Source organism: Specibacter sp. RAF43, assembly GCF_052114065.1.
In the GTDB taxonomy this organism is placed as follows: domain Bacteria; phylum Actinomycetota; class Actinomycetes; order Actinomycetales; family Micrococcaceae; genus Specibacter.
The window spans coordinates 54,778-66,488 of the sequence record NZ_JBFREA010000018.1; the positions used below are offsets into that span (position 1 = coordinate 54,778).

The 11,711-nt window shown below is 67.5% G+C and carries 11 protein-coding genes; 1 reads left to right on the top strand and 10 read right to left on the bottom strand.

The features are described from left to right. The first annotated feature begins 115 nt into the window (after positions 1-115). Positions 116-403: a hypothetical protein gene (locus tag AB4Y80_RS11315; protein ID WP_442214236.1), complete on the top strand. Its 288-nt coding sequence runs from the start codon at positions 116-118 to the stop codon at positions 401-403. Positions 404-631: 228 nt separating this feature from the next. Here AB4Y80_RS11315 and AB4Y80_RS11320 read toward each other — a convergent pair whose 3' ends face one another. The 10 genes from AB4Y80_RS11320 to infB form a co-directional block, all read right to left on the bottom strand. Next, on the bottom strand, positions 632-1,990 hold the full coding sequence (locus tag AB4Y80_RS11320; protein WP_442214237.1) for a M16 family metallopeptidase: 1,359 nt from the start codon (positions 1,988-1,990) through the stop codon (positions 632-634). Between the two features lie 3 nt (positions 1,991-1,993). Then, positions 1,994-4,231 carry a polyribonucleotide nucleotidyltransferase gene (locus AB4Y80_RS11325; RefSeq protein ID WP_442214238.1) on the bottom strand — a complete coding sequence of 746 codons (2,238 nt, stop codon included), beginning with the start codon at positions 4,229-4,231 and terminating at the stop codon, positions 1,994-1,996. 302 nt (positions 4,232-4,533) lie between these two features. Further along, entirely contained in the window at positions 4,534-4,803 is a 270-nt protein-coding gene (rpsO, locus tag AB4Y80_RS11330) for a 30S ribosomal protein S15 (RefSeq protein WP_442214252.1), read from the bottom strand. Between the two features lie 168 nt (positions 4,804-4,971). After that, a complete protein-coding gene (locus tag AB4Y80_RS11335; protein WP_442214239.1) occupies positions 4,972-5,913 on the bottom strand; it encodes a bifunctional riboflavin kinase/FAD synthetase in 942 nt (313 codons plus the stop codon). Between the two features lie 80 nt (positions 5,914-5,993). Next, entirely contained in the window at positions 5,994-7,217 is a 1,224-nt protein-coding gene (locus tag AB4Y80_RS11340) for a GNAT family N-acetyltransferase (protein ID WP_442214241.1), read from the bottom strand. Further along, complete coding sequence (locus AB4Y80_RS11345) at positions 7,214-7,642, bottom strand: hypothetical protein (protein ID WP_442214243.1); 429 nt, start codon at positions 7,640-7,642, stop codon at positions 7,214-7,216. Before AB4Y80_RS11345 ends, AB4Y80_RS11340 begins: the two co-directional genes overlap by 4 nt. Next, positions 7,639-8,043 (bottom strand): hypothetical protein, encoded by a 405-nt coding sequence (locus AB4Y80_RS11350; RefSeq protein ID WP_442214244.1) that lies wholly within the window; start codon positions 8,041-8,043, stop codon positions 7,639-7,641. The genes AB4Y80_RS11345 and AB4Y80_RS11350 overlap by 4 nt, the downstream gene beginning before the upstream one ends. Beyond that, entirely contained in the window at positions 8,040-9,014 is a 975-nt protein-coding gene (truB, locus tag AB4Y80_RS11355) for a tRNA pseudouridine(55) synthase TruB (RefSeq protein ID WP_442214245.1), read from the bottom strand. Before truB ends, AB4Y80_RS11350 begins: the two co-directional genes overlap by 4 nt. A 119-nt stretch (positions 9,015-9,133) precedes the next feature. After that, entirely contained in the window at positions 9,134-9,568 is a 435-nt protein-coding gene (gene rbfA / locus AB4Y80_RS11360; protein WP_442214246.1) for a 30S ribosome-binding factor RbfA, read from the bottom strand. Positions 9,569-9,638: 70 nt separating this feature from the next. Next, positions 9,639-11,711 (bottom strand): translation initiation factor IF-2 (gene infB, locus AB4Y80_RS11365; RefSeq protein ID WP_442214247.1); only part of this gene is annotated, 2,073 nt, incomplete at its 5' end.

An 11,711-nucleotide genomic window follows, 5' to 3' on the forward strand; every position in this document is an offset into this window, starting at 1 on the left:
AGTATGCCCCGTGGCACATGCCGTCAAGGGGTTCCCGGTCCCAGATATCTGGGATTTCACGGGGCGGCCGGTCCGCCTACAGTCAGGGAATCGGAACCAGCGGAAGGACCATGTGATGTTTACCTTGCAGATAGAACACGGCATCAAGGACTTTGCCATGTGGAGGGGCGCCTACGATGCCGATCCGCTGGGGCGAACCGCCTCCGGTGTTGTGGCCGAGCGTGTGTCGCGTCCCGTTGACGACAAGCACTATGTGGTGCTGGATCTGGACTTTGCCACCGCCGCGGAAGCCCAGGACTTTCTTGACCGGCTCCGGGCGCAGGTGTGGTCGACGCCGTCGGCCTCACCTGCCCTCGCCGGTGGTCCCCGGACGCGCATTGTGGAGCAGGCGTTCCGCGCCTAGGACAACGTCACGGCCACCCTGCGCCGGCGCCAGTTCCGTGCGATGCTGACGGGAAACTATGCCGATACCGGCATCATGCGCACGATTGGCCGGCGAGTCCCGCGCATAGAGGAACTCTTGTTCCCTTATGCGCCAGACCCACCGCGAGTACTGCGCCAGTGACCAACGGCCGCAAGACTTGGCGCGGGTTTAGCGCATAAGGAACGTCACCCGGGGGTGGGTGCCGCATCAGAGCCCGAAGGTTTCGGTTTCCTCAAAGGGTCCCACCACGGTGATGGTGCGCGGGGCCGCGGCCAGCTGGCCGGCCAGCTCCTGCACCTGGGCGGTGGTGACGGCACGGATCCGGCCCAGTGTTTCATCGATGTCCAGGAATTCGCCGGCCACCAGCTCGGCCCGGCCCAGCCGGGACATGCGCGAGCCCGTGTCCTCCAGCGCCAGCACGATGCCCCCGGACATCTGGCCCAGCGCTTTCGCCAGTTCGTCGTCGGTGATCCCGTGCGCGGCGAGCTTCTCCAGCTCGGCCGTCAACAGGCCAATCACCTGGCCGACCTTTTGCGGCGAGCAGCCGGCATACATGCCAAAGTAGCCGGCGTCGGCGTAGGAGGAGGCGAAGGAGTAGGTGGAGTAGACCAGGCCGCGCTTTTCGCGGATCTCCTGGAACAGGCGCGAGGACATGCCGCCGCCCAGGACGGCGTTCAATACGCTCATCACGTACCGGCGGCTGTCGGTGGCCACCAGCGACGGGCAGCCCAGGATGATGTTAGCCTGTTCCACCTGGCGGTGGTGGACGTGCAGCCCGGCGGTGCCGGTGATGGGTGAGGGGACCGGGCTGCGGCGCGCGGCGGGGGCGACGCCGTCGTCCAGGGACCAGCCGGCGGTCCGCAGGGCGCGCAAGACGTGGGCGCAGACGGCGTCGTGGTCCAGGCCGCCCGCGGCGGTGATGACCAGCGTGTTCGGGCGGTAGTGGTTTTGGTAGTGATCCCAGACGGCATCGCGCGGGACGGCCTTGATGGCCTCCGGGGTGCCGCCGATGGGGCGGCCCAGGGGGTGTCCGCCCAAGACGGCGGCCACAAACTTTTCATGCGCGACGTCGGTGGGGTCGTCGCTGTCCATGGCGATTTCTTCCAAAATGACGTCGCGTTCCTGCTCCAGTTCGGCCGGGTCGAGCACGGCGGAGGTGAGCATGTCGGCGATGACGTCGATGGCCATGGGAAGGTCGGTGTCGAGCACCCGGGCGTAATAGCAGGTGCTTTCCTTGGCGGTGGCCGCATTGGACTCGCCGCCCACCTCGTCGAAGGCCTGCGCAATTTCCAGCGCGGTCCGGCGAAGCGTGCCCTTGAACAGCAGGTGTTCAAGGAAATGGGTCGAGCCGTGTTGGCCCTCGGATTCATCCCGAGAGCCAACACCGACCCAAAACCCGATTGTCGCACTGCGCTGCCCCGGCATGGACTCCGTCAGGACCCGCACTCCCCCGGGCAGGACGGAGCGGCGCACCATGGCACCGCCGGCCTTGCCCGAGATCAGTGACGAGGTGGCGTCGGCCACGCCGTCGGCAGCGCTGTTGAGCGGCAAAAGGGTAATTGCCATGAACTACTCTGCAACGCTTCCGGCAGAGACTTCCTCGGCAGTGTCGTCCTCGGCCACAACGGGTGAGAGGGACAGCTTTCCGCGGTCGTCGACCTTGGTGATTTCCACCTGGATCTTCTGGCCGACCGAGACAACGTCATCGACGTTGTCCACGCGCTTGCCACCGGAGAGCTTGCGCAGCTCGGAGATGTGCAGCAGGCCGTCCTTGCCGGGCGTGAGCGAAATGAACGCGCCAAACGTGGTGGTCTTCACGACCGTGCCCAGGTAGCGCTCACCAATTTCGGGCACCATCGGGTTCGCGATGGCGTTGATCGCCGAACGGGCGGCATCCGCGGACGGGCCGTTCGTCGCGCCGATGTACACGGTGCCGTCATCTTCAATGGAGATGTCCGCGCCGGTGTCCTCCTGGATCTGGTTGATCATCTTGCCCTTCGGGCCAATGACCTCGCCGATCTTGTCAACCGGGATCTTGACCGCGATGACCCGGGGGGCGAACTCGGAAAGTTCATCCGGGACGTCGATGGCCGCGTTCAGGACGCCCAGGATGTGCAGGCGGGCTTCGCGAGCCTGCTTCAGGGCGGCCGCCAAGACGGAGGCCGGGATGCCGTCAAGCTTCGTGTCCAGCTGGATGGCCGTGACGAACTCGGACGTGCCGGCAACCTTGAAGTCCATGTCGCCGAAGGCGTCTTCGGCGCCGAGGATGTCGGTCAGCGCCGCGTAGCGGGTCTGCCCGTCCACCTGGTCGGAGACCAGGCCCATGGCGATGCCGGCAACGGGTGCCTTCAGCGGGACGCCGGCGTTGAGCAGCGACAGGGTCGAGGCACACACCGAACCCATGGACGTTGAGCCGTTGGAGCTCAGCGCCTCGGAGACCTGGCGGATGGCGTAGGGGAACTCCTCACGCGAGGGCAGCACCGGAACGATGGCCCGCTCGGCCAGGGCCCCGTGGCCGATTTCGCGGCGCTTGGGCGAACCCACGCGGCCGGTCTCACCGGTGGAGTACGGCGGGAAGTTGTAGTTGTGCATGTAGCGCTTGCGCGTCACCGGCGACAACGAGTCGATCTGCTGTTCCATCTTGAGCATGTTCAACGTGGTCACGCCCAGGATCTGGGTCTCGCCGCGTTCGAAGACGGCCGAACCGTGCACGCGCGGCAGGACCTCAACCTCGGCGGTGAGCTGGCGGATGTCCGTCAGGCCGCGGCCGTCGATGCGGATCTGCTCGGTGAGGATGCGCTGGCGGACAACGTGCTTGGTGACGGCGCGGAAGGCTGCGGAGAGTTCCTTCTCACGGCCCTCGAAGTCGCCGGCCAGGGCCGCCACGGTCTCGTCCTTCAGGGCGTCCGAGGCGGTGTCGCGGTCCTGCTTGTCGGCAATGGCGAAGACCTCGGCCAGCTTGAGCGCGGCGGCGGCCTTGACGGCCTCGTAGGCGTCGTCCTCGTAATCCAGGAACACGGGGAATTCAACGGTCGGCTTGGCGGCGCGGGCGGCCAGGTCGGCCTGTGCCTCGCACAGGGCCTTGATGAACGGCTTCGCCGCCTCCAGGCCCTCGGCCACAACCTCTTCGGTGGGGGCCTGGTGGCCCTGCTCCTTGATGAGGTTCCAGGAATTGTCGGTGGCCTCGGCCTCGACCATCATGATGGCCACGTCATCACCGGCGACACGGCCGGCAACCACCATGTTGAACACGGCATTTTGCAGCTCGGAGTGCTTCGGGAAGGCAACCCACTGGGCGCCGTTGCCGTCGTCGACCAGCGCCACGCGGACGCCGCCGATCGGGCCGGAGAACGGCAGCCCGGAGAGCTGGGTGGACATCGAGGATGCGTTGATGGCGACGACGTCGTACAGAACATCCGGGTTGATCGCCAGAACGGTCACGACGATCTGTACCTCGTTGCGCAGGCCCTTCTTGAAGGCGGGGCGCAGCGGGCGGTCCATCAGGCGGCAAGCCAGGATGGCGTCGGTGGACGGGCGGCCTTCGCGGCGGAAGAAGCTGCCCGGAATGCGGCCGGCGGCATACATGCGCTCTTCGACGTCAACCGTGAGCGGGAAGAAGTCAAAACCCTCACGGGGGTGCTTGCCCGCGGTGGTGGCGGAGAGCATGACGGTGTCTTCGTCGATGTAAACCATCGCGGCGCCCGCTGCCTGCTGGGCAAGGCGGCCGGTTTCAAAGCGTATGACGCGCTTGCCATAACGGCCGTTGTCAATGACGGCCTCTGCGTACTGAATCTCGGGACCCTCCATGAGAGAGTCACCTCCATTTCCTTGTAGGTGTTCCAAACCCCTGCGCAGGAACCATCCGCCATCATCACAGGCGCTTCATGCGATTGTGGCCGTGAAGCCCTGTACGACACCCGGTCTTCGATCGAGGTCCACGGGCGTGCGGCCGCTGGGGCCGTTCCCGGAGACCACTACCGAGGACCGCGAATGCGCGATGGTCGAAAGGGGTTCCCTTGTCAAGGTGCGTGCCGGCCGCGGATGCGGTCAGCACTGCGAAAGGCGGCCTCCCCGAAATCCTTGCAAGGAGAGACCGCCCCGCGGTCGTGCTAGCGGCGCAGGCCGAGGCGCTCGATGAGCGTACGGTAGCGCGTGATGTCGGTGTCCTTCAGGTAGCCGAGCAGTCGACGACGACGCCCAACCAGGCCCATGAGGCCGCGGCGGGTGTGGTGATCGTGCTTGTGCATCTTCAGGTGCTCGGTCAGGTCGGAGATGCGTCGTGAGAGCATCGCGATCTGAACCTCAGGCGAACCAGTGTCACCTTCGCTGGTTGCGAACGCCTGCATGATTTCTTGCTTTACAGCGGCTTCCAATGCCACAAGTAACTCCTTGAGTTGTGCCGTGAACGTGGTGTCGCCAAGCCGACGGGTAATTTTCCCGCCCAACACGACGGAATCCAGCCACCACGGACTGCAGCCGGACTCAATTCTTTAGTTTACGTGAGAAGACGTGAATATGTCGAAGCGGGTGGCCGGCGACCGGGTCCCTCACCCGAGAAAGGCGCGGCTGTCGGCAACGTCCCGGTGCATCTGCTCGATCAGGGCCGCGGCTCCGGTGTAGGCGACCATGCCGCGCAGCCGCTTGGCGAACTCGACCATCACGTGTTGGCCGTAGAGGTCGAAGGCCTCCACCGGCTCCTCGGGGCGGCCAATGACGAACGCTTCCACCTGCCGGCTGACGCCCTCGAAGGTGGGGTTGGAGCCGACGGAAATGGCGGCCGGCCAGCGGTGGTCGTGTTCGTCCGTCAGCCAGCCGGCATAGATGCCGTCCGCCGGGATGATGCCGCAGGCATCGGGCGAGAGGTTCGCGGTCGGGAATCCCAGGTCGCGTCCGCGGGCCGCCCCGTGCACCACTTTCCCGCTCATCCGGTGCCACCGGCCCAGCACCTGCGCGGCGGTTTCGACGTCGCCGCCCGCCAGCGCCTCCCGCACCCAGGTGGAGGACCAGCGCCGGTCGTGGCCCTCGTCGTCGACCACCACGACGTCGAACCCGAGCTGGGCGCCCAGGCGCACCATGGTGGCCAGGTCACCCGAATTGTCCTTGCCGAAGCGGACGTCATGACCCACCACGACGGCGCAGGCGCCCAAGGTCTCGACAAAGACGTTGCGGACAAACTCTTCGCCGGTTTGCTGGGCGAATTCGAGCGTGTACGGCACCACCAGCACGCCGTCGAGCCCGAGCTCGGCCATGGCCGCGAGCTTGTCGGAGAGGCCCATGATTTGCTCGGGGGCCGAGTCGGGCCGGTGCACCAGGGCCGGGTGCGGATCAAAGGTCAGGGCGACGGCCAGGGCGTTGCGGGCCAGCGCCTCGGTGCGGACGTGGCCGAGCACCTCCTGGTGCCCGAGGTGCAAGCCATCAAAGTTGCCCAGGGTGACCACGCACGGACCAAATTCCGGGGGAACTTGATCCAGGGAGTTCCAAATCTGCACCGCTTACCTCGTCTTTTGTTGCCTGTTCTTCTGTTGCGCCGTCGGCAGGGTGCGCCGGTGCCGCGAAAACTCTTCTAAGATTACCTGCTGGCCGGCGCCGGTCCGTCCCATGGTTCCCGCGGGGACATCCCGTCCCCGGCGGCGAGGGTCAGGATCCAGCGGTCCGCGGGCGTGCCGCGGTCGTTGTAGCCGCCGCGGATCTGCCCTTCCAGCGTGAAACCCAGCTTCCAGGCGAGCTTCCGGCTGCCCCAATTGGGCACGATCGCCGTCCAGTGCAGGAAGCTGAGGTTCAGTTGCGCGAACGCGTACTCGCTCAGGAGGCGGACGGCCCGTTCGGCGGCCCCCGTGCCCCGGGCGTGCGGGCCGAACAGGATCCCGATCGCGGCCGCGCCCGGATGAGAGCATTGCAGGTCCACCGTGCCCAGGAGCCGGTCGGTGCCGGCGTCGGCCACCGCGAAGGTGAGGACCTTGCCGCTGCGCCAGCCGGCGGCGGTGATCTCGTGAATGAAGGCGCGGGCGTCCTCGGGCGTGTAGCCCAGCGGGACGGTGGTCCAACGGACGGCCGCCGGGTCGGTGCAGTTGCACACCAGCTGGGCTGCGTCGGCGTCCCGCAGCGCGCGCARCACCACGGTGCCGTCGGTGAGGCGGGGCACGACGACGTCGAGTTTCAGTGCGGCGGCGGGGTCCGGTGCGGCGGCAGGCGCGGCCGGGGCGCCGTCACGGCGGGCGTGCCACTGCCGTGCCGACAGGCTGAACAGCCAGCCGTCGGCGAGACGGCCGTCCACGTGGCCGAATCCGGGCACCTCGGCGGCCAGCGTGAAACCCGAGCGTTCGGCCAGCTTCCGGCTGGCCTCGTTGCCCACCGTGGCCCTCCAGTGCAGCACGTCCAGGCCCAGGGTGCCAAACGCGTACCCGCACACCAGCTCCACGGCCCGCAGCGCGCTGCCGTGTCCGCGCCCGTCGGCGTGCATCTTGATGCCGACCGCCGCCGAGCCACCGCCGCCGGCGGCGTGGAAAACGTCATGCAGGCTGATTGTGCCAATGACGGCGTGCCGGCCGTCGCGCGCCTCGGCAATGGCAAACCGCAGTGAGGTGCCGGACGCCCAGCCGTTGGCGACGTCCGTCTCGATCAGCTCGGCGGCTCGGGCGGCCGTCATGTCGGCCTCGGAGCCGGTCCACGTGACATTGTGGGGGTCGCGGTGGATGGCCGCGTAGGCTGCGGCGTCGTCGGCGGTGAACGCGCGCAGGGTGGTGACGCCGTCGAACAGGCACGGCGGGGCCGTCATCAGCGGGGTGTGGCTCACTCCCCTGCCGCCTGGCGGTGGCGGTAGAGCCACCACAGGCCGATGACGGGCAGGATGAGCGGGACAAACCCATATCCCCGGCCGAACATGCTCCACACGGTGGCGTGCGGGAACGCGGCGGGGTCGAACAGGCTCAGGGACCCGACCACCAGGACGCCCAGCAATTCGATGCAGATGGCGGTCGTGGCGACAACGGCCCCCGTGTGGCCGGGCTTGGCCAGGGAGATGGTGGCGACGATGTAGACCACCGCGGCGAAGGCGGAGAGCAGGTAGGCCACGGGGGCGTCGTTGAAGTGCGTGGCAATCTGGTAGCCCGCGCGGGCGCTGGCGGAGATCGCGAAGACGCCGTAGACGGCGATCAGGAGCCGGCCGGCCCCTGACGTTCGCCCGGGCTTGACGGCGGCGGATGATTCAGTGTTCTTCATTGTCCAATTCCCTGTTGCAGGCTGTGCACCGGTATGCCGGTGCCGTACCAAATTTGTGCCATCCGGGCCATCATGACCACCACGGTCACCCCGACGGCGCCCATGACGTAGTTGGACCAAAAGGTTCGTTCCATCATGGCCCAGTAGAACCCGGCGATGGGCAGGGCGGCGGCCGTGAGGATGTACCCCCAAAACTCCCATGCCTCCCCGGCCAGGGACGCCCCGGCGGCCAGGCGCACCAGGGACGCCGCGGCGTACACCAGGATCAGGAGTTCGACCCCGGCCAGGGCCAGGATCGTGATGTCATTGGGCTTCTTTTTCAGGACGGCCGCGGTCCAGCAGATGATGGTGGACAGCAGGCCGACCACGATGCCGGCGATCAGCCAGCCGTCAACGGTCACGGGCGCGGCTCCTTCTCGGAGATGGCGGCGGCCGCGGGGGCGGGGGCGGAGGCGGCCGCGGGCGCGGCGTCGGGCGGGAACACGAGCACCGGCTTGGCATACTTGCCGGCATCGGCCAGCAGCGCCACGAGCGTGCCGTCCGGGGCAAACGCCGCCGCCGGCTCCTGGAGGGTATGGGCGCCGTCGGCGCTGGCGGGGATGCGCCTGCCAAAGGACAGCTCCACGGCCTCCCCGGCGCTCAACTCCCGGATGGGCATGAGCGCCCGGGCGGCGGCGGAAATCTCCAGGACCTGAAAGTCCCGGGCCAGCTCGTCCAGGGTGCGGGCCTGGGACAGGTGGTACGGGCCCACACTGGTGCGCCGCAGCGCCGTCAGGTGCCCGCCGACCCCGAGCCCGGCACCGAGGTCGCGGGCCAGGGCCCGGATGTAGGTGCCGGAGGAACAGGTAACGCTCACATCGACGTCGAGGTAGGCCACGGCGGGCTCCTGCGCCAGGGTGCCGCGGCGGATCCCCGCAATGTCAAAGGCGTGGATGGTCACCGGCCGGGCGGCCAGCGTGACGTCCTCCCCGGCCCGCACCCGGGCATAGGCGCGTTCGCCGTTGACCTTGATGGCGCTGACGCTGCTGGGGACCTGGCTGATGGGGCCGGTGAGCGCCGCAACGCCGGCCCGGACGGCGTCCTCGGTGACCGCCGCCGCCGAGGCCGTGTGGGTGATCTCACCTTCGGCGTCGTCGGTGACGGTGGATGCGCCGAGGCGGATGGTGGCGCTGTACGTTTTCGAGGTGCCCACGATGTAGGTCAGCAGCCGGGTGGCCTTGTTGATGCCGACCACCAAGACGCCCGTGGCCATGGGGTCCAGCGTGCCGGCGTGCCCCACTTTTCGGGTCCCCGCAAGCCTTCGCATCCGGCCAACCACATCATGGCTGGTCCATCCCTGCGGTTTGTCAACGATTACCAGTCCAGAAAGCACGCTTTGAAGTATATCCGCCCCGGCCGGGCGCCACGGGCAGCCTGCCCGGCAACGACGACGGGACGCGACCTTCCGGTGGAAGGTGGCGTCCCGTCGTCGTGCCCGGGCGGGCAGTGCAGCTAGGCGTCGTCGGCGTCGTCGGGCTTCTTGTAGGGGTCGGCCTCGCCGGCGAACTCGGCACCCGCGGACTGCTCGGCCAGCTTGGCGTCGCGTTCCTTGGCCACCCGCAGCAGCGCCTCGAGGTTGCTGGCGTTGACGGGGATTTCATCCGCAACAAATTCCAGCGTGGGGGTCAGGCGGACGGTGATGTTCTTGCCCACCTCCGCGCGAAGGACGCCCTTGGCGCGCTCCAGGCCGGTCCGGGCGTCGGTGGCGGCGGTCTCGTCGCCAAAGACCGTGTAGTAGATGGTGGCGTGCTGGAGGTCGTTGGTGACGCGGGCGTCGGTGACCGTGATGCCTTCGACGCGCGGGTCCTTGACTCGCTTGCGAAGACCCTCGGCCACCACAACTTTGATGCGCTGGGCCAGTTTGGCGGCGCGGGCTGAATCTGCCATGGTGATCTTCCTTTGGGGGCAGGCAAAGCCGGCTGGGCGCCCTCACGGACGCCCAGCCGGCATTGACGGATTAGACGCGCGGCTTCTCGCGCATCTCGAACGTCTCGATGATGTCCTCGGTCTGCAGGTCGTTGAACGACCCCAGGCCGATGCCACATTCGAAGTCGGTGCGGACTTCGGTGGCGTCATCCTTGAAGCGCTTGAGCGAGTCGACGGTCAGGTTGTCGCCAATGACCTTGCCGCCACGAAGCACGCGTGCCTTCGTGTTGCGGCGGATGATGCCGGAGCGGACGATCGAGCCGGCGATGTTGCCGAACTTCGAGGAACGGAATACCTCGCGGATTTCCGCGGTACCCAGCTGGACTTCCTCGTATTCGGGCTTGAGCATGCCCTTCAGGGCCAGCTCAATGTCATCGATGGCGCCGTAGATGACCGAGTAGAAGCGCATGTCAACGCCCTCACGGTCCGCCAGTTCGGCAACGCGCTCGGCCGGCTTGACGTTGAAGCCGATGATGATGGCGTTGTCCACCGTGGCCAGGTTGACGTCGTTCTGGGTGATGGCACCCACGCCGCGGTGGATGACGCGCAGCTGCACGCTATCGCCGACGTCGATCTTCAGCAGCGAATCCTCCAGGGCCTCAACGGCACCGGAGACGTCACCCTTCAGGATGAGGTTGAGGTTTGCAACCTTGCCTTCGGCGACTGCCTGGTCGAAGTCCTCGAGGCTGATGCGCTTGCGGCGCTTGGCCAGGGCGGCGTTGCGGTCGGCTGCCTCACGCTTTTCGGCGATCTGGCGGGCCGTGCGCTCGTCCCCGGTGACGAAGAACGTGTCGCCTGCCCGGGGGACGTTGGAGAGCCCCAGGACCTGGACCGGACGCGACGGGCCGGCCTCGGAGATGACGTCGCCATTCTCGTCGAACATGGCACGGACACGTCCGTGCGCGGTGCCGGCAACGATGATGTCCCCCACGTGCAAGGTACCGGACTGGACCAGGACGGTGGCCACGGAACCGCGGCCCTTGTCCAGGTTCGCTTCGATGGCGATACCGCGGGCATCCTTGTTCGGGTTGGCGCGCATGTCCAGGGCCGCGTCGGCCGTGAGCAACACCGCCTCGAGGAGTTCCTCGATGTTGATGTTGTTGCGGGCGGAGACGTCCACGAACATGGTGTCGCCACCGTATTCCTCGGGAACCAGGCCGTACTCGGTCAGCTGGCCGCGGATCTTCTCCGGGTTCGCCGAGTCCTTGTCGATCTTGTTCACCGCCACCACGATCGGCACGTTGGCCGCTTGGGCGTGGTTGAGCGCCTCAATGGTCTGGGGCATCACGCCGTCATCGGCGGCGACCACCAGGATGGCGATGTCGGTGACCTTGGCGCCACGGGCACGCATGGCGGTAAACGCCTCGTGGCCGGGGGTGTCAATAAAGGTGATCCGGCGTTCGTCGCCTTCGTGCTCGTGCACGATCTGGTAGGCACCGATGTGCTGGGTGATGCCACCGTGCTCATCGGCGACGACGTCCGACTTGCGGATGGCGTCAAGCAGGCGGGTCTTGCCGTGGTCGACGTGGCCCATGACGGTGACCACAGGGGGACGCACCTCAAGGTCCTCGTCGCCTTCGGCTTCCAGCTCGGCTTCAAAGTCGATGTCGAAGCTGCTCAGCAGCTCGCGCTCTTCGTCCTCGGGGGAAACAACCAGCACCTTGTAGCCGAGTTCGGCACCCAGCAGGGCAAACGTGTCCTCGTCCAGGGACTGGGTGGCCGTGGCCATCTCGCCGAGGTGGAAGAGCACGGTGACCAGTGCGGCCGGGTTGGCCTCGATCTTGTCGGCGAAGTCGGTGATGGAGGATCCGCGGCGCAATCGAACAACGGTGCTGCCGTCGCCGCGGGGCACGCTCACGCCGCCCAGCGACGGGGCGCTCATCTGCTCGAGTTCCTGCCGCTTCGCCCGCTTCGACTTGCGCTGCTTGCCGCGACCGGCGCCTCCCTTGCCGAAAGCGCCTTGGGTGCCGCCGCGACCGCGGCCGCCCTTGCCAAAGCCACCGCCGGCGGGAGCACCGCCGGGAGTGCCGCCGGGCGTCGTGCCGGGTGCGCCCGGACGGCCGCGCCCTGCTCCGCCGGGACGGTCGTTGCCGCGGCCGGGGGC

Bases quoted from the DNA above. Each gene is read 5' to 3' on its own strand.
- AB4Y80_RS11315 (WP_442214236.1), top strand. From the start codon at position 116: ATGTTTACCTTGCAGATAGAACACGGCATCAAGGACTTTGCCATGTGG.
- AB4Y80_RS11320 (WP_442214237.1), bottom strand. From the start codon at position 1,990: ATGGCAATTACCCTTTTGCCGCTCAACAGCGCTGCCGACGGCGTGGCC.
- AB4Y80_RS11325 (WP_442214238.1), bottom strand. From the start codon at position 4,231: ATGGAGGGTCCCGAGATTCAGTACGCAGAGGCCGTCATTGACAACGGC.
- AB4Y80_RS11345 (WP_442214243.1), bottom strand. From the start codon at position 7,642: ATGAAGAACACTGAATCATCCGCCGCCGTCAAGCCCGGGCGAACGTCA.
- rbfA (WP_442214246.1), bottom strand. From the start codon at position 9,568: ATGGCAGATTCAGCCCGCGCCGCCAAACTGGCCCAGCGCATCAAAGTT.